We start from the raw sequence: 18,302 nt of genomic DNA, 5'->3' as shown, positions 1-18,302 counted from the left end.
CTTGATCGGCTGTCGGCGCACGGTTCAGCAGGTACAGCGCGAAGGGCTCATCGTTGATGGGAATGTCTTCGCTGTGCCGAAATCCGAGCCGCTCCATGACCCGAGTTCATCGAAGGCGAATGCAAGACCCGCTCGGCCGATCTCGGTGGCGTAGCCCTGTCCCCAGAACCTGCGGTGCAGCGCCCAGCCGAGTTCCAGCCGCTCTCGGCCGTCGACATGCTTGCGCGACAAGCCTCCGCGCGTCCAAAGGCCGTACCACTCGGTCACCGCGGGATCGGCGTACAGGGCCAGCAGGTCATCGGCGTGCCTGACGTCGATCGGTTCGAGGCGAAGCCGAGCGGTCCGGCGGATCTGCGCGCGTGCCGTCACGCCTCTCAGGACTTCGTCGCTAAGGGCTGATCCCCTGTACAGCGCGGCCGTCCTCGAGATACCGCACCCGTTTTGTCTTCCAGGCGGCGCGTACCCGACGTCGGACCGGTCCGCTGAGCAGAGGCAGCGCCGTGTCGATCGGCAGGATCCGGCTTTCGGCGATCTCGACCGGCTGGATGACCACCGTGTCCAGGACGGCATCGTCGAAGACACCGCAGTCGAAAAGGAACCGCATACCACCCGGACGGTCGGGCCGTGGGCGCAGGAAGTCCACGCATACAAGCCGCCCCGTGGTGACGTCGAGGCCGCACTCTTCCCTGGTCTCGCGGCGACACGCCTGCCAGGGTGACTCGCCGATCTCGACGATCCCACCCGGGATCGTCCAACCGCCCTTGTACGTCGGCTTCAGGATCAGCAATCGGCCCTTGCGGCCCCGTACCAGAGCTCCGGCAGAGGCCGGGATGGTCGGGAGTGCGAACGTCAGCTCGGGTAGCTCACCAGCGTTGACGTCGCTCATGGCGATCATGCTAGAGCCGGCGCGACCGATCGGCCATCCGCCGGGCTTGAGCTGACGACTCGCTGAAGCCGGCCGAAGGTCAACTCGCGCGGTCAGCCGCGAGCTCACCTCAGCTCGCGCCGGCCGCCGTGACTGGCCAGGCGCATGCAGAGGCTCGGGAAGCGCTTTCCAGCAGCATGGTGGAAATCGTGCCCGAACGGGTCAATGTGGCGCGCGCCCGTGCCGCACCCCCGTCTGCCGACTACGGATCATCGACAGACCCGCCATGACCAGGAAATCCTCTCCGGATCGCTCCTTCGATGACCGCCGCGCGCTCCCCGATCAGGGCGAACTGCGGCAGGTGGATTTCACGGCGATCGATGAAACCGTTGATGGACGATGACGAATCTGTTAACTTTTTCCCACCTCGATGGGAAAGCGCTCTCTCGCGAGATCGAGGTCAAGGAAGACGACGGCACTGCACCCCGACCAGTCGCCGTCAACAGCCGCCGACGTTCACCCGACCCCCACCCCATCCCCCAGCACGGCGCCGCGCGACCTTCCCCGAGGCGCGACGTGCCGACGACTCTCCACCGCCGGGACAGACGCGGCACCGCCATGCGCGTCCCGGGACCTGCCCGCGGGGGTCGCCCACCGCGGCCCACGTTCGAGACGTGATCGGCGCACGTCTCGGTTGCTTCCTCACGAGAGGTACCCAACCGATCATGATTCGCAGAGTGCTGCTCATCGTCGCCCTTGTCCTGGCCGGGATGGGCGTCAACGTCGCCCCGGCATTCGCCGCCGACTTCTCGGTGCTGATCTTCAGCAAGACCGCGGGGTTCCGGCATGACGCGATCCCCGCAGGGATCACCGCGATCCAGCAACTGGGCACGCAGAACAACTTCACGGTCGAGGCGACCGAGGACGCCGCCCAGTTCACCGACACGAACCTGGCCAGGTTCAAAGCCGTCATCTGGCTGTCCACGACTGCCGACGTGCTCAACGCGACCCAGCAGGCCGCGTTCGAGCGCTACATCCGCGCCGGCGGCGGCTATGTCGGCGTGCATGCCGCTTCCGACACCGAATACGACTGGCCCTGGTACGGCAACCTCGTCGGCGCCTACTTCGCCGGCCACCCCGCGATCCAGCCGGTCACCGTCCGCATCGAGGACACCGCCCACCCGTCCAACGCGGGTATCCCGGTGAACTGGAACCGTACCGACGAGCTGTACAACTACCGCACCAACCCCCGCTCACAGGTGCACGTCCTCGCCAATCTCAACGAGGCCACGTACACCGGCGGCACCATGAACGGCGACCACCCGATCTCGTGGTGCCGGGCCTACGACGGCGGCCGCTCCTGGTACACCGGCCTCGGTCACACCCAGGAGAGCTACACCGAAGCCAACTTCCGCACCCACCTGCTCGGTGGCATCAAGTACGCCGCGCAGAACCTCGGCAACTGCTCGGTGCAGGCCCCCGCCGGCACGTTCAGCCAGGTGAACCTGGCCAAGGGCGTGGCGGAGACCGGTGAGCCGATGGGCCTCACCGTGCTGCCCAACCGGGGTGTGCTGCACACCTCGCGGAACGGCGTCATCCGGTACACCGACGTCAACGGCAACACCAAGGTCGCCCTGACGCTGCCGGTCTACAGCCACGACGAGGAGGGTCTGCAGAGCATCAAGGCCGATCCGAACTTCGCCAGCAACCACTGGGTGTACGTCTACTACGCGCCACCGCTCAGCACGCCGGGCGGCGACGCTCCGTCGACCGGCACGGCGGCGCAGTTCGCCCCGTTCAACGGCTCCAACAAGCTGGCCCGGCTCACCGTACGGGACGACAACACGATCGACCCGGCCTCGCTGGTGACGATCCTCGACGTGCCGACCAGCCGCGGGCTGTGCTGCCATGTCGGCGGTGACATCGACTTCGACGCCGCCGGCAACCTGTACCTGTCCACCGGTGACGACTCCAACCCGTTCGACTCGGCCGGCATGGCGCCGCTCGACGAGCGGGCCGACCGCAACCCCGCCTACGACGCGCAGCGCACCTCGGCCAACAGCAACGACCTGCGCGGCAAGGTGCTGCGGATCAAGCCTGGGGCGACGGGCGGCTACACCGTCCCGGCCGGCAACATGTTCGCCCCGGGCACGGCGAACACCAGGCCCGAGGTGTACGCCATGGGCTTCCGTAACCCGTTCCGGATGAGCGTCGACAAGGCCACCGGGGTCGTCTACCTCGGTGACTACGGCCCTGACGCGGGCTCGGCCGACCCGCAGCGCGGGCCGGCGGGCACCGTATCGTTCGAGCGGATCACCCAGCCGGGCTTCTACGGCTGGCCGTACTGCTCCAACTACAACACCCCCTACCAGGAGTTCACGTTCCCCAGCGGGCCGTCGTCCGGTCCGTACGACTGTGCCGGTGGGCCGACGAACAACTCGCGGAACAACAGCGGCATCACCAAACTGCCGCCGTCGCAGGCGGCCTGGCTGCCCTACGGCGGGCAGGGGCCCTGGCGGCCCGAGCTGGGTGGGGGAGGACCCATGGGTGGTCCGGTCTACAACTTCAACCCGGCCCTGGCCTCTGATGTGAAGTTCCCGGCTTCCTACAACGGGAAGGTCTTCCTCGGCGAGTTCACCAGCCGCTGGATCAAGGCGGTCACCTTGAACGCCAACGGTACGGCCGGCGCGATCGAGCCGATCCCGTGGTCCGGTACCGCGATCATGGACATGGAGTTCGGCCCTGACGGCGCCCTGTACGTGCTCGACTACGGCACCACCTGGTTCGGCGGCGACGACAACTCGGCTCTCTACCGGATCGAGTACAACACCGGCGGCAACCGGGCACCGATCGCGCAGATCGGCGCCACCCCGTCCTCCGGCGCGGCGCCGCTGGCCGTGCAGTTCAGCTCGGCGGGCAGCAACGACCCGGACGGCGACCCGATCACGTACGCCTGGGACTTCACCAGCAACGGCAGCACCGACTCCACGGCGGCCAACCCGACGTTCACCTACCCGGCGAACGGCGAATACACCGCGACGCTGACGGTACGCGACAGCGGCGGCAGAACTTCGACGGCCAGTACCGTCGTCGGGGTCGGCCGACCATCCATCCAATTGATCACGCCGGCTGACGGATCGGTGTACCAGCCCGGTGACCTGGTGCCGTTCGAGGTGCGGGTCACCGATCCGATCGCCGGCACCATCGACTGCGACCGGGTCGTGCTGAACTACGTCCTCGGCCACGACAGTCACGGTCACCCGATCACCAGCAAGACTGGCTGCACCGGGTCGATCCAGACCACGGTGGACGGTGAGCACGACGCCGGCGCGAACATCTTCGGGGTGCTCGCCGCCGTGTACACCCCGGTCAGCGGGGCCGCGGTCCAGGACCAGCACGTGCTGCAGCCGCGGACCCGGCAGGCCGAGCACTTCAGCACCATGAACGGGGTCCAGGTCGCCGCCAAGGCCAGCGCCCACGGCGGCAACGCCATCGGGTACATCGAGAACGGCGACTGGATCTCGTTCACGCCGTACAACCTGGCCGGCGTCACCGGCATCAAGGCGCGGGTCGCCTCGGCCGGCGTCGGCGGCACGCTGACCGTGCGGGCCGACTCACCGACCGGCCCGGTGGCCGGCACGGTGCAGGTCGCCCCGACCGGCGGCTGGGAGACGTGGGCCGACGTCACGGGGACGATCAACCCACCGGCCGGTACGCGCGAGCTGTACCTGGTGTTCACCGGCGGCGCCGGATCGCTGTTCGACATCGACGACTTCACGTTCACCTCCGGTGGCACCACGCAACCGCCGTCGGGGAACCTGGCGTTGAACAAGCCGGTGACGGCGTCGAGCACGGAGTCCGGCACCTTCCCGGCCTCGGCCGCGGTGGACGGTTCGCTGACCACCAGGTGGGCGAGCACCGCCGGCGATCCGCAATGGATCCAGGTGGACCTCGGCCAGTTGACCTCCGTCGACCGGGTCAAGCTGACCTGGGAAGCGGCCTACGGCTCCGCGTACCAGATCCAGACGTCGGCGAACGGGACCACCTGGACCACGGTCCGGACGGTCACCGGTGGCGACGGTGGGGTGGACGACAACACCGCGCTGGGCGCCACGGGTCGCTACGTGCGGATCAACGGTACGGCCCGCGCCACCGCCTGGGGATATTCGCTGTTCGAGTTCGAGGTCTACGGTGGCGGCACCACGCAACCGCCGCCGGGGAACCTGGCGATGAACAAGCCGGCGACCGCGTCGAGCACAGAGGCGGTCGCCTACCCGGCCTCCGCCGCGGTGGACGGCTCGCTGACCAGCAGGTGGGCGAGTGCCTTCGCCGATCCGCAGTGGATCCAGGTGGATCTCGGTCAGTCGTACCCCATCAATCGGGTCAAGCTGACCTGGGAGGGGGCGTACGGCTCCGCGTACCAGATCCAGACGTCGGCCAACGGCACGACCTGGACCACGGTCCGGACGATCACCGGCGGTGACGGCGCCGTGGACGACAACACCGCGCTGGCCGCCGCCGGCCGCTATGTGCGGATCAACGGCACCACCCGCGCCACGGCCTGGGGCTACTCGCTGTTCGAGTTCGAGGTCTACAGCTGATCGGGTAGGCCGCGCACGATGGGGCGGGGGGGGGGGGGGGGGGGGGGGGGGGCGGGGGGGGGCGCGGGGCCGCGCCCCCCCCCCCCCCCCCCGGGCGACCTCCCCCCCCCCCCCCCCCGACACCTCCACACCCACCCCCACACCCCCCGCTGCCGCTTGTGTTCGCTTCCTGTGACCCGCCGCTGTCTACACCGGGCCGGGCCCCCCGCCCGCGGCCGGCCTCGCCCCCCCCCCCCCCCCCCCGCCCCCTGGTCCGTCCCGGCCATCGCCGGCTCAGCGCACTAGAAGGTGAACTTCGCGCCGGCCGCGGACAGGCCGTCCGACGAGCCCACCAACGCCTGATCCGGCGCCTCGGGCAAGCCCCGCGGCGCCGCCTCGATCTGGCCGGTGGACAGTCGCGCGACCCGCACGTCGGCGAAGTCCGCGTCGCCGACCAGGTCGAACAGCCGCACCACCAGGGCGTCGTCGCCCTGCCAGAACACGGGCTCAGCGCGCCGGTCCGGCGACAGCGGGATCCGGCCGAGCTCGGGCCCGGTCGTTGCGCGCCGCGGGTCGAAGACCCGGAATATCTGGTCCGACCCGTCCTGCGTGCAGCTCAGCACCTTGCCGCCGTTGCTGGGCGGGGCCGTGCGCGGCAGTGTCTCGCAGGGATCGCCGGCCGGCAGGGGGTGCCAGCTGAGCATCCTGCCGTCCCGGTGCACCACGGCCACGCCCGCCTGCTCCTCGGCGCCCGCCCCGTCCGTGCCGACCAGCAGGGTGTCGTCGCCGGCCCAGCTCGCCCAGTGCCCGTACCGGTCGCCGATCCGGAGCTTCCGGCGTTGCATCGTGCCTGCGCGCACGTCGACGAGGACGAGCTCGGTGAAGCCGTGCTCGGACTTCAGGCCGTCGGTCGGGGTTTCGAACACCGGCAGCGCCAGCCAGTTGCCGTCCGGCGACCACACCGGGATGACCGCGTCACCGGCGATCTCGTGGTACTTGTCCGGACCGACGCCCGAGGTCGGCGTGATCCGCAACAGGCTCGTGACCCCGTCCCGCGTGGCCACGTCGGTGTAGAGCCGCAGATCCGGCGACACCGAGGCGACGGCGCCGCCGTCCACCTGCCGGTACCGCCCCGCCGCCGGATCGATCACGTACCACTTCTGGCCGGCCGCGTAGGCGGTGACCAGGCGTGGGCCCGCGGGACCCGCGGGGAGCTCCGCGACCGGACCCGCGACGGGGTCGCGCAGCTGCACCACCGAGATCGGTACGCCGACGCCGGCCACCAGGAGCAACACCACGGACAGGCCGATCCGCCGCCGGCGCCGGGTCTCCGCGATCGGATCCATACCTACCTCCACACCCACAGACGCCGTTTCGAGCCGAATCGTTGCAGGGATGATCCACCCGTCGGCTCGCTCCACGAAATCGAAGGATGGCGGCGGCCTACAGCGTGCCGGCCGGGCCGTCGCCGAGGCCGGGGTCAAGAGAGCCGACCCGTGGCGCGAGATGACGATGGCGCCGCGTCCATTCGGATGCGGCGCTGTCGTCGTGCGGTCGCTAGCTGATCTTCTTGCGGTAGATCGCTGTCGCCGAGGCGTAGGCGATCACGAGGATGCCGGCGCACCACGCGAGGGCGATCCAGATGTCGTTGCCGACGGGTTGCTGGGCGAACAGCAGGCGGACGGTGTCCACGATGGACGTCACTGGCTGGTTCTCGGCGAACCAGGCGACCGGGGCGGGCATCGAGTCGGTGGGGACGAAGGCTGAGCTGATGAACGGTAGGAAGATCAGCGGGTAGCTGAATCCGCTCGCGCCGTCGATGGTCTTGGCGGACAGTCCCGCGATCACGGCGATCCAGGTGAGGGCGAGGGTGAACAGGATCAGGATGCCGGCGACCGCGAGCCAGTCGACCACGGAGGCGCCGGTGCGGAACCCCATGATCAGCGCGACGCCGGTGACGATCGCGATCGAGACCAGGTTGGCGACGAGCGAGGTCAGGACATGCGCCCACAGTACGGAGGGTCGTGGGATCGGCATCGACTGGAAGCGCTCGAAGATGCCGCCCTGCATGTCCAGGAAGAGGCGGTACGCGGTGTAGGCGATGCCGGATGCGATCGTGATGAGCAGGATGCCGGGGAGCATGTAGTTGATGTACGACTCGTCGGAACCGGTGTTGATGGCGCCGCCCAGCACGTACACGAACAGCAGCATCAGCGCGACCGGGGTGACCGCCGTGGTGATGATGGTGTCCGGGCTGCGGAGGATGTGACGCAGTGAGCGGCCGGTCAGGGTTCCGGTGTCGCTGAGGACGTGGGTGGTCATCGGGATTCCTCTCCTGCGGACACGGTGTGGCCGGCGGTGTCGGAGTCACCCGTGTCGCCGACAAGGGTGAGGAAGACGTCCTCGAGGGTCGGCTGCTTCTCGACGTACTCGACCTTGGCGGACGGCAGCAGCTGCTTCAGTTCGGCGAGGGTGCCGTTCTGGATGATCGTGCCTTTGTGCAGGATCGCGATGCGGTCGGCGAGTTGCTCGGCCTCGTCGAGGTACTGCGTGGTCAGCAGGATGGTCGTGCCGCCCTCGGCGAGCTGCTTGACCGTCTGCCACACCTCGATGCGGGCCTGCGGGTCGAGCCCGGTGGTCGGCTCGTCGAGGAAGACGATCGGCGGGTTGCCGATCAGGCTCATCGCGATGTCGAGTCGCCGGCGCATGCCGCCCGAGTACGTCGCCGCCCGGCGGTGGCCGGCATCGGTGAGCGAGAAGCGGGCGAGCATCTCGTCGGCGATCGTCCCGGGGTTCTTCAGGTGGCGGAGCTTCGCGACCAGTACGAGGTTCTCCCGGCCGGTGAGCACTTCATCGACTGCGGCGAACTGGCCGGTCAGGCTGATCGATCCGCGTACGTCGGCCGGAGCCGAGGAGACGTCGAAGCCGTGCACGGTCGCGGTGCCGGTGTTGGCCTTCAGCAGCGTCGACAGGATCCGTACCAGCGTGGTCTTCCCGGCGCCGTTCGAGCCGAGCAGAGCGAAGATGCTCCCCGCGGCCACGTCGAAGTCGACGCCCCGCAGCACTTCGAGGTCCTTGTAGGACTTCGTGATGGCCCGCACCCTGATCGCGGGTTCGCGCGTCGTGGTGGTCATGCGCTCTTCTCCTCGCCGTTGTCACCGGCGGCGGCGTCGATCGCGGTCCGGAGGCGCTCGCGTTCCTTGTCTATCCACTGCTTGCCGGAGTACGCCTGCAGGAACGTCTCGGCGAATTCGACCGGGTCGTCGCCGACGATCGCGCGGACCGGGGTGCCGTCGGCGACCGCACGCTCCCAGAGGTCGGCGAAGTCGCCGAACATCGTGATCAGCGTGTCGCCGTCCAGGATTCCGCCCTGGTACATGAAGTACCGATGAAGTGCCTTGGCCGCGGTGCGATAGGGCTCCGGCAGAGCCTCGATCCGGGCCATGTGCTGCTTGTACTGCTTCTTCTGCTCGAGCGACCCGACGAGCGTCTCGATCCACTTCGCGGCCATGCTCATGCTCCTTCGTCGTGGTGGTTGTCGGTGTGGCGCAGTTGTTCGATGCGTTCCGCGAGGACGGTCCAGGTCCGCCAGAACTCGGTGAGCTGGTCTCGGCCCTTGGCGTTGAGCGAGTACACCTTCCGCGGGGGCCCTTTCTCGGAGGGCACCTTCTCCACGTCCACCAATCCGCGCTGCTCGACGCGGACGAGCAGGGCGTAGATGGTGCCTTCGGCGATGTCTGAGAAACCCTGGTCGCGCAGCCACGCGGTGATCTCGTAGCCGTACGCGGATTTGCGGGCCAGGATCGCCAGGACGATGCCCTCGAGCGTGCCCTTCAGCAGCTCCGTCATCTGGTTGCTCACGGGATGTCCTCCTCGCCTATTCAGTGTCACTGACTACCGGTAGACAGTAACACTAGGTACCGGTACCTAGCAATGCTGAATACCAAGGACTTCAGGCGGCCACCGCCCCCGCTATACGCGGGCGTGTAGGCCGGCGTGTAGCGACTGCCGAGACACTCTGCGCGGCATGCATCCGCGGGGAGGACAGTCGTGAATATTCCGAGGTGGCGTACGGGTTTTGCCGCCCTTGCGGCGGTGATGGTCGGTATGACGGCAGGCGGCATCGCCGCAACGGCCGCGGTCCGGCAGACGACCGGCGACGGGACCGGAACGGTGGTCAACACCTGCGGCAATCCGGTGCTGGACCGGGACCTGACCGGCTGGGGCCGGCACGGCACCGGCGCGGCACCGTCGCGGGTCGCGGTCGCCGGGCACGTGGTGGCGGACTTCGCGTTCGCCCAGCCGGGCAGCAACGGCGTGAACCCGGAGCTGTACCTGCCGCAGAAGGGGGTGTCGCCGGGCGAGCGCTGGACGTTCGCGATGGACACCTGGGTCAGCGGCGCGGCGGCCGCGACCACGGTCGCCATGCAGGTCGACTGGTACACGGCGGCGGGGGATTATCTGGGTCACACCGAGGGCACGCCGGTGCCGGTGCCGGTCAGCGCCGAGGAGCGGTGGACCCGGGTGGCCGGGGACTTCACGGTCCCGGCGAACGCGGCGCGCGCGAACGTGACGGCCCAGCTGACCGCGCCGGCCGGGATGACCTGGACGTCGACGGCCTGTGACTACCGCCCGGCGGGTGGTCCGGAACAACCCACGACCACCCCGTCCACGACAACCCCGCCGACGACCACCCCGCCGACGACCACCCCACCTACGACCACCCCACCAACGACCGAGCCGCCGGCCGAGGGGGACACGGCGGCCGGACGGTTCGGGTGGGGGGCACCACTGCCGGCCTCCGACGAGTTCGATTACGGCAGCGCCGCCGACCCGGCGGTGCCCGATCAGACGAAGTGGAGCCTGGCCGGCGGAGGTGTCGGCGGCTGCGGCAAGGGCCACGTCGGCAACGGGCGGCGCTGTGACAAGAACACCCGGGTGCTCGGCGGGATCGCCCGGATGACCGGCGAGGCCACCGGCGACACCGGCTGGCTGGGCAGCAAAGTGGCCCAGAGGTACGGCCGCTGGGAGGTCCGCGCCCGCTCCCAGGCGACGAGCAGCGCCAACAGCAGCCGCCAGTACCACCCGGTGCTGATCACCTGGCCCAAGGACCACCCGTGGCCGGAGGGCGCCGAGTACGACTACCTGGAGAACAGCGCGCCGGGTGAGGACTGCGCCGGGGCGTTCCTGCACTACCCGAACCACGAGCCGCGCCGGCAGGAGCACGCGTCGAAGTGCGGCGTCGACCTGACCAGGTGGCACAACTTCGGCTTCGAGTGGACACCGCAGCACCTCAAGGGCTATATCGACGGGGTCGAGTGGTTCAGCTACAACCGCGACTGCGTGCAGTGCGCGCCGGGCCGGATGCGCCAGACCATCCAGCTCGACAACTTCTTCGGCGCCGACCTGCAACCCGCGGTGTTCGAGATCGACTTCGCCCGGGTCTACGCCATCGCGGGCGTCTCGCAATGAGCCGCCGGGGATGGACCTCCGCGATCGCCGTACTCGCCGCCCTGCCGGCGCTCGGCCTGGCGGTGGCGAACAACGTCACCACCGGCAGCAACGTGTCGACCTGCAACAACCCGGTGCTGAACAAGAGCCTGGCCGAGTGGGGCGCGATCCGCGGCCCGGCTCCGGTCCGGCAGGCGATCACCGATCACGCCGCCGCGCGGTCCGCCTTCGCGCAACGCTCGTCGGCGGTGCTCAACCCCTCCTTCTACCTGCCGCAGCAGCCGGTGCGGGCGGGGGAACGGTGGACTCTCGCGTACGACGTGCAGACGACCCAGGCCGGCCGCGCCCGCGTGGAGGTGGACTGGTACTCCACCCCTGAGGGCGACAACAGCGGTTACCTGGGGCACGTCAACGGCGCCTGGACCACGCTGCCGGGCGGGGCCGGGTGGATCCGGGTGGCCGAGGAGTTCACCGCACCCGCCGGGGCGGCCCGGGCCAACGTGCTCGCCGACGCCGAGTTCACCACGACCGGCGCCACGCTGCTGGCCACGGCCTGCGACTACCGTCCCGGCGCGGTCGCGGGCCCGGCCACCCCGGCGCCCACCCCGACCACCCCGGCGCCGGAGCAGCCCACCACCGCGGCCCTGCGTCACGACTGGGGCGCCGCCCTGTCGGGCTCGGACGAGTTCGACGTCTCCGGTGCCGTCGACACGCAGCGCTGGCAGCTGCCCACCGGCGACGAAGGCGGTACCTCCGGCTGTGCGGCCGGCCCCGGTGGAAACGGCCGCCGCTGCGCGAAGAACGCGTCCGTCTCCGGCGGTGTGCTGACGCTCTCCGGCGAGGAGAACGGCGACACCGGGTGGATCCGGCACCGCACCGACCGCCGGTACGGCCGCTGGGAGATCCGCGCCCGTTCCCGCAACGCCGGCGACTCCGGTGCCACCTACCGGGTCCGGCACGCCGTGAGCCCGTCGTCCGGCAACGTGGCCACCGACGGCGACTACGGCTGGGTCGAGTACGCCAACCCCGAGACCACCTGCCTGGGCGCGTTGCTGCGGTACCCGGCCAGCCCCACCGGCGACGTCGTGTACCGGGAGCGCTGCCCGGTCGACGTGACCGAATGGCACCACTACGCGTTCGAGTGGACGGCCGCCGGCCTGGCCGGCTACGTCGACGGCGCCGAGTGGTTCCGCGTCGCCGATGGCGCCGGCCCCGGGGGGCGCCTGAACGTGCAGGCCATGCCGTCCGGCGCCCTCATCGCCCAACTGGAGAACACCACCGGCGACGACGGGCTTCGCCCGGCCGCGCTGGAGATCGACTGGATCCGCCTGTACGCCTGATCGGCACCGTTACTCCGGAGGCCCGCTGTGTCCGACCGTGAAACGCCGCCCACGTCCGAGACCCGCATCTGGTCGTACGTCAACGAGCGGTACAGCTCATTCGTACGACGGCTCGCTCTTCTCCTGGTCCTGATCCTTGCGGCCGAAGGCCTGCAAGGAGTCATCGCCGAGCCGGCCGCGGCCGCACCGCCGCCGCCTCCGCCCGCGCCGGTGTGTCCCGCGAACCGGCCCGATCCGGTGTCGGCGATGGTCGCCGCCCGGCTCTGCGGCAAGCGCGTCGCCGTCGCCGCGCAGACCACCGGGTCGGTGCGGGTGTTCGCGAACCCGGCCGGCACGTTCACCCGCGAGCAGTCTCTGCGCGCGGCCGGGTCCACGCGTGCGCGCGCCGCGCAGCAGAGCCGGCACTCGTGGAGCATGGTCGATTCGGCGACGCCGAACACCTCGGTCTACAACGGATCGCAGGACGCCGAGATCGGCAGCCCCAACAGCGGTACGAACCGGCGCCGCTCGTTCTTCAACCTCAGCCTCGACGGCCTGGCCGGCCAGCAGGTCGTCGCCGCCACCTGGAACCTGCGGCAGACCTCGACGGCCGGCTGCGACACGCGGCCGTTCGAGGTGTACCGGACCAACTGGATGACGTCGTCGTGGACGTGGGCGTACCAGGAGAACCCGGCGAACGTGGTCTGGACCAACAACTACGGCGGGTTCGACCCGCTGGTCGCGACCGTTTCCGGCGCCTGCGCGGCCGGGCCGGTGCCGGTGGACGTCACCCGGGCGGTGCAGTTCGCGGTGGGGCAGAAGTGGACGTCGGTCTCGTTCGGGCTGCGCACCCCGGCGGCGTCCGAGAACGACCCCACGTACCACCGCGAGTTCGCCAACGACCCCACCCTGACCGTCACTTACGGCACGGTGCCGTCGGTGTCCGCGCCGTCGACCGTGCCCACCACCGCCTGCCTCACCGGCGCGTCACGGCCGGCCATCGCGTCGCTGACGCCGACCCTGCGCGCCACGGTGACCGGCACGGCCGGCGCGCCGGTGCGGGCCCGGTTCGCCTGGCAGAAGACCGACGGTACGGGGGCCGGGGAGCTCACCACCGAGCCGGGCGCGTCCGGGTCGATGTTCGCGGCCACCGTGCCGCAGGGCCGGCTCGCCGAGGGCGTCGCCTATGCGTGGCGTGCCCGCGGGGACAGTGACGCCGGTGCGGGGCCGTGGGGTCCGTGGTGCGAGTTCACCGCGGACGGCGGCGCGCCCGGTGTGCCGTTCGTGTCCTCGCCGCAGTATCCGGCCGACGACCAGTGGCGCGGCGGTGTGGGGCAGCCCGGATTGTTCACCTTCACTCCCGCATCCGGCACCACCGATCTGGTCGCGTTCGTGTACTCGCTGGACACCGACACCACCTCCACGACGCTGGCCGCCACCGGCGCCGCCACGGTGAGCATCACGCCCACCCAGGAAGGGGCGCGGACCCTCACGGTGCGCGCCAAGGACCAGGCGGGGAACCTGTCCGCGCCGCACACCTACCGGTTCAACGTCGGGCGGGCGGGCCTGATCGAGCCGCAGCCGGGGGCCGTCGCGGTCAAGCGGATGCGGATCGCGGTGACCGGTGAGCCGGGCTACACCAAGGCCACCTTCCGGTACCGGCGCGGGCCGGGTGCCCCGGAGGCGGATATTCCGCTGGTCAATCTGCGCACCGCGGCGGACGGGCCGGTGACCGCGCCGCAGCCCTTGGCCGGGCTGGGCGGATATGCGGTGTGGAACGCGCGGGACACCCTCGGGGCGGTCGGCGGCGTGGTCGAGGTCCGGGCGCGCATGGTCACCGATACCGGGAACAGCTACGACACGGCCTGGGTGCGGGTCACGGTCGACCCGAACGGCGACGGAGCGGCCGACTCCGAGATCGGTCCGGGATCGGTGAACCTGCTGACCGGCGACCACACGGTCACCGAGACGGACACCGACGACGCGGGGCTGACCGTCAGCCGGACCGCCTCGTCGCGGGAGCCCCGGGACGGCTGGGTGCCGCAGGGGGAGCGGCTCAGCGTCAACCAGCGCCAGGTCGGCACCGATGTTGCCGGGTTCACCGGCCGGTCGGCGACGATCGCCCGCAGCACCGCGCGCGGGCACGACAGCGGCGACTCGCTGCTGGTGACGCCGGCGTCGAGCGGCAGCAGCACCGACACCTACGCCGACGTGGGCGGCGACACCGGTGGGCTGCGGCTCGGGATGCAGGCCGGCCGGGCGTACCGGATCACGGGTTGGATCTTCGTGCCCGCGGCGACGGGGCTGAACCCGGCGGGGGCGCACGGGCTGCGGCTGGTGCCGTGGGTGCGGACGCCGGGCGGCGGCTATCAGGCGGTGCCGAGCGCGCCGGCGGCCTACGTCGACGGGTGGCAGGAACTGTCGGTCGACGTGAGCGTGCCCGCGGATGCGACCGAGGCGTTCGTGCGGTTGTACAACGGGTTCGCGACCGGCTCCGGCAAGCAGGTGTTCTTCGACGACCTCTCCGTCACCGAGATCGTGGCGCCGTTCGGCCCGCAGTGGCGCGGCGGCACCGCGGACGGCGAGTCGGACGTCGACTGGACGACGCTGGCGTTCCCGGAGAAGAACCTGGCCAAGGTGAGCCTGCTGGACGGCAGCTGGATCACGTTCTCGCAGCACGCCGACGGGACGTTCACGCCGGAGCCGGGCCAGGAGGGGCTGACGCTGGCCCGGGTGACCGATGACGCGTACCGGCTGACCGAGACCGACGGCACGGTCGCCGAGTTCACCCGGCAGGGCGACGTGCTGGCGGTCAGCGCCACCTGGACGCCGGACGCGAATTCCACGTCGCGGACGGTCTACACCGTCGGCAACGGCCGTGCGCTGATCAAACGGGTGATCAACCCGGCCGCGCCGGGCGTCGGCGACTGCGCTGCCACCACTCCCGCGGTCGGCTGCGACGTTCTGGAGTTCGACTACGCCACCGCGACGACCGCCACGGCGTCGGCACCGGGCGACGTGGCCGACCGGGTCCGGGCGGTGAAGTTGTGGAACTTCGACGGCACGGCGATGGTCGCGACCGACATCGCGCGGTACCGCTACGACGCACAGGGGCGGCTGCGCGAGGCCTGGGACCCGCGGGTCAGCCCGGCGCTGAAGAAGACCTACGAGTACGACGGGGACGGACGGCTGACCACGCTCACGCCGCCGGGGCTTCAGCCGTACCGGTTCGACTACGGTGGCGGCTCGGCGGCAGACCCGAACCAGGGCCGTCTGCTGCGGGTGCGCCGGCCGGCGCTGGTGCCGGGATCGCGGGACCAGGTGGACGGGGAGACGACGGTCAGCGTCGTCTACGACGTGCCGCTGACCCGGGCGGCCGGCGGGCCGCACGACATGGACCGGGCCTCGGTCGCCCGGTGGGCGCAGGCGGAGCTGCCCACGGATGCCACCGCGGTGTTCGGTACGCAGGACTCACCGTCGGACGGGTACCGCTTCGCCACGGTGCACTACCTGAACGCCTCGGGCCAGCAGGTCAACGAGGCGACACCGGGCGGGCACATCGACACCACCGAACACGACCGGTTCGGCAACGTGGTCCGCTCGCTGGAGTCGACGAACCGGATGGTGGCCCTCGGTGAGCTGGCCGGGGCCGGGGAGCTGAACCTGCCGGCCGACACCGGCGAGCGGGCCCGGCTGCTGTCGACGACCACCCGGTACAGCGCCGACGGCGTCGACGAGCTGGAGACGCTGGGCCCGGTCACCGTGATGGCACTGGCCGAGGAGCTGCGGGACCCGACCGGGGCCCGGCCGACGCTGGCGGCCGGCACGCAGGTGGTGGCCCGGGCGCACACCGTCAACACGTATGACGAGGGCAAGCCGGACGGGGCGACCTACCACCTGCTGACGACATCACGACAGGGCGCGCAGATCACGCCGGGGCGGCCGGACGCGGACGTGACGGTCGACCGGACCGGGTACGGCGCGGAGAAGGGCGGCACGTCGGGCTGGAAGCTGCGCAAGGCCACCAAGAACGTGGACGACGCGGGCGGGCTGGCGCTGACCACGTACAGCGCCTTCGACGAGACCGGCCGGCTGACCGGCACCTGGGGTGTCGGGGCGACCGGCGACGACGTGCGGACCAAGCGCAACGTCTACTACACGGCCGGCGCCAACGAGGCCGATGCGGCGTGCGGCAACAAGCCGCAGTGGGCGGGCAGGCTGTGCACCCGCCGGGCCGCGGGCACGGTCACCGGGCACGACCCGGACCGGATGAGCAGCGTGCTGCCGGTCACGCGGATCGAGGGCTACCACCGCTTCGGCGGGGAGTCGGTCGTGACCGAGACCGCGGGCGGCACGACCCGCCGCACCACCACGACGTACGAGGCCGACGGGCGGGTGCGGTCGGAGTCGGTCACCGGTGACGACGGCACGAAGGCGGTGCCGACGGTCACCACCGAGTACGACCCGAACACCGGCGAGGAGCTGCGCACCCGGACGGCGGACGCGGTGATCCTCGACGAGCAGGACACCCTCGGACGGCCGCTGACCTACGTCGACGCGGACGGGGCGGTGACCCGGACCCAGCACGACCGGCACGGCCGGATCGTCAAGGTCACCGACCCGTCGGGGGAGCGGACCTTCGCGTACGACCGCAGCATCGAACCGCGCGACCTGCTCACCTCGCTGTACGACTCAGGGGCGGGCACGTTCACCGCCCGGTACAGCCCGGACGGGCAGCTCGTGGAGCAGACGTACCCCGGCGGTCTGGTCCGGCGGGACACGCTGGACGCGTCGTTCAACCCGGTGGGGCGTTCCTACACCCGGCCGGACGGGGCGGCGGTGTACGCCGAGACGGTCGTGGAGAACTCGCGGTCGCAGTGGACGTCGCACACGTACACAGGTGGGTTCAAGGCGTACGCGTACGACGGGGCCGGGCGGTTGTTGCGGACCCGGCAGCAGGACCCGACGGGGGGGTGCACGACGCGTGGCTACACCTATGACGACCGTACGAACCGGACGGCCAAGCGGACCTGGGACAACTGCACCGGTGAGGGTACGGCGGAGACGGTGACCCACACGGTGGACTCGGCCGACCGGTTGGTCGACGCGGGTTACACCTATGACGAGCTCGGGCGGACTCTCACCACGGCGAGCGGACTGAAGCTCGACCACCACGTCAACGACATGGTGGCGGCCCAGACTCTCGGCGACGACCGCAAGCGCTGGACGCTGGACCCGGCGATGCGCGTGCGGGCCACCGCCACGGACAAGCGTGTCGACGGCACGTGGCAGGCGACCGGCACCAGCGTCAACCACTACGGCGCCGACGGCGACGAACCGGCCTGGATCGGCGAACCGGGCGCGGTCACCACCCGGCTGATCTCCGGGCCGGACGGCGACCTGGCCACCATCGCCGGTGATGGTCAGGTGGAGCTTCAGCTGGCCGGCCTGTCGGGCAGCGTCGTCGCCACCGTGAACACCGACCTCACCACGCCCGAGCTGTTCGACTACGACGAGTACGGCCTGCCGGCCGCCGGCCAGAGCCGCGAGCGGTACGGATGGCTGGGCGCGAAGCAGCGTTCCAGCGACACGCTCGACGACACCGTGCTGATGGGTGCGCGGGTCTACGCGCCGGGACTGGGCCGCTTCCTGACGGTCGACCCGGTCGAGGGCGGATCGGCCAACGCCTACGACTACGTCATCGGTGACCCGGTCAACAAGCTCGACCTGGACGGGCGGGCCTTCTGGATCCCGCTGATCGTGGCGTGCCTGAGGTTCTGCAAGTACATCGCCCGCGGCGCTCGCTTCGTGGCCCGCCAGGCACCCAAGGTCGTGCGCTTCGTGCGCCGCCAGGCTCCCAAGGTCAAGCGCTTCGTGGCCCGCCAGGCGACCAAGGCCAAGAACTACGTCAAGAAGCAATTCACCAAGAAGAACCTGCGCTACAAGCTCATGCTGCGGGCGGTGAGCCTGACCCTGGTGAGCGACGTGGCGCAGGGGAAGCGAGGGGCCCGACGGTCGAACAAGTCCCGGCCGAAGTACGTCAAGAAGAAGTCGAACAAGGTGTACCGCCCGCCCCTGCGGCGCTGA

The 18,302-nt window shown here is 70.6% G+C and carries 11 protein-coding genes; 4 read left to right on the top strand and 7 right to left on the bottom strand.

Features of this window, described 5'->3' with window-relative positions; translation table 11 throughout:
• Positions 1–24: 24 nt before the first annotated feature.
• On the bottom strand, positions 25–369 hold the full coding sequence (locus ACZ6S4_RS01080) for a GNAT family N-acetyltransferase (protein ID WP_465472907.1): 345 nt from the start codon (positions 367–369) through the stop codon (positions 25–27).
• A gap of 19 nt (positions 370–388) precedes the next feature.
• Positions 389–886, bottom strand: coding sequence for an NUDIX domain-containing protein (locus ACZ6S4_RS01075; RefSeq protein WP_465472906.1), 498 nt, complete (start codon positions 884–886; stop codon positions 389–391).
• A gap of 704 nt (positions 887–1,590) precedes the next feature.
• On the opposite strand from ACZ6S4_RS01075, the gene ACZ6S4_RS01070 reads away from it, so the two are divergent.
• Positions 1,591–5,466, top strand: coding sequence for a ThuA domain-containing protein (locus ACZ6S4_RS01070; RefSeq protein ID WP_465472905.1), 3,876 nt, complete (start codon positions 1,591–1,593; stop codon positions 5,464–5,466).
• A gap of 281 nt (positions 5,467–5,747) precedes the next feature.
• On the opposite strand, the gene ACZ6S4_RS01065 is transcribed toward ACZ6S4_RS01070, so the two are convergent.
• The 5 genes from ACZ6S4_RS01065 to ACZ6S4_RS01045 all read right to left on the bottom strand — a co-directional run bounded on the left by ACZ6S4_RS01065 (position 5,748) and on the right by ACZ6S4_RS01045 (position 9,306).
• A complete protein-coding gene (locus ACZ6S4_RS01065) occupies positions 5,748–6,791 on the bottom strand; it encodes a hypothetical protein (RefSeq protein WP_465472904.1) in 1,044 nt (347 codons plus the stop codon).
• Between the two features lie 211 nt (positions 6,792–7,002).
• The gene (locus tag ACZ6S4_RS01060) at positions 7,003–7,767 is read right to left on the bottom strand and encodes an ABC transporter permease (protein WP_465472903.1); all 765 of its coding nucleotides are present in this window, start codon (positions 7,765–7,767) and stop codon (positions 7,003–7,005) included.
• Entirely contained in the window at positions 7,764–8,579 is an 816-nt protein-coding gene (locus tag ACZ6S4_RS01055; RefSeq protein ID WP_465472902.1) for an ABC transporter ATP-binding protein, read from the bottom strand. The genes ACZ6S4_RS01060 and ACZ6S4_RS01055 overlap by 4 nt, the downstream gene beginning before the upstream one ends.
• A complete protein-coding gene (locus ACZ6S4_RS01050; protein WP_465472901.1) occupies positions 8,576–8,956 on the bottom strand; it encodes a DUF1048 domain-containing protein in 381 nt (126 codons plus the stop codon). Before ACZ6S4_RS01050 ends, ACZ6S4_RS01055 begins: the two co-directional genes overlap by 4 nt.
• Before the next feature lie 2 nt (positions 8,957–8,958).
• The gene (locus tag ACZ6S4_RS01045) at positions 8,959–9,306 is read right to left on the bottom strand and encodes a PadR family transcriptional regulator (RefSeq protein ID WP_465472900.1); all 348 of its coding nucleotides are present in this window, start codon (positions 9,304–9,306) and stop codon (positions 8,959–8,961) included.
• Between the two features lie 189 nt (positions 9,307–9,495).
• Between ACZ6S4_RS01045 and ACZ6S4_RS01040 the strand changes: the two genes are divergently transcribed.
• From ACZ6S4_RS01040 to ACZ6S4_RS01030, 3 genes are read left to right on the top strand one after another with little or no spacing between them, the layout of a single operon-like run.
• A complete protein-coding gene (locus ACZ6S4_RS01040) occupies positions 9,496–10,917 on the top strand; it encodes a glycoside hydrolase family 16 protein (RefSeq protein ID WP_465472899.1) in 1,422 nt (473 codons plus the stop codon).
• The gene (locus tag ACZ6S4_RS01035; RefSeq protein WP_465472898.1) at positions 10,914–12,236 is read left to right on the top strand and encodes a glycoside hydrolase family 16 protein; all 1,323 of its coding nucleotides are present in this window, start codon (positions 10,914–10,916) and stop codon (positions 12,234–12,236) included. Before ACZ6S4_RS01040 ends, ACZ6S4_RS01035 begins: the two co-directional genes overlap by 4 nt.
• Positions 12,237–12,263: 27 nt before the next feature.
• Entirely contained in the window at positions 12,264–18,302 is a 6,039-nt protein-coding gene (locus ACZ6S4_RS01030) for an RHS repeat-associated core domain-containing protein (RefSeq protein ID WP_465472897.1), read from the top strand.

The sequence above is a fragment of the Actinoplanes sp. NPDC051405 genome (genome assembly GCF_055586185.1).
Note: the sequence above shows the minus strand (reverse complement) of the source record. Positions and strands in the feature narration are given on the sequence as shown.

Excerpts from the sequence above, each read along its gene's own strand:
- ACZ6S4_RS01075 (WP_465472906.1), bottom strand. The coding sequence starts at position 886 with ATGAGCGACGTCAACGCTGGTGAGCTACCCGAGCTGACGTTCGCACTC.
- ACZ6S4_RS01070 (WP_465472905.1), top strand. The coding sequence starts at position 1,591 with ATGATTCGCAGAGTGCTGCTCATCGTCGCCCTTGTCCTGGCCGGGATG.
- ACZ6S4_RS01065 (WP_465472904.1), bottom strand. The coding sequence starts at position 6,791 with ATGGATCCGATCGCGGAGACCCGGCGCCGGCGGCGGATCGGCCTGTCC.
- ACZ6S4_RS01060 (WP_465472903.1), bottom strand. The coding sequence starts at position 7,767 with ATGACCACCCACGTCCTCAGCGACACCGGAACCCTGACCGGCCGCTCA.
- ACZ6S4_RS01055 (WP_465472902.1), bottom strand. The coding sequence starts at position 8,579 with ATGACCACCACGACGCGCGAACCCGCGATCAGGGTGCGGGCCATCACG.
- ACZ6S4_RS01050 (WP_465472901.1), bottom strand. The coding sequence starts at position 8,956 with ATGGCCGCGAAGTGGATCGAGACGCTCGTCGGGTCGCTCGAGCAGAAG.
- ACZ6S4_RS01035 (WP_465472898.1), top strand. The coding sequence starts at position 10,914 with ATGAGCCGCCGGGGATGGACCTCCGCGATCGCCGTACTCGCCGCCCTG.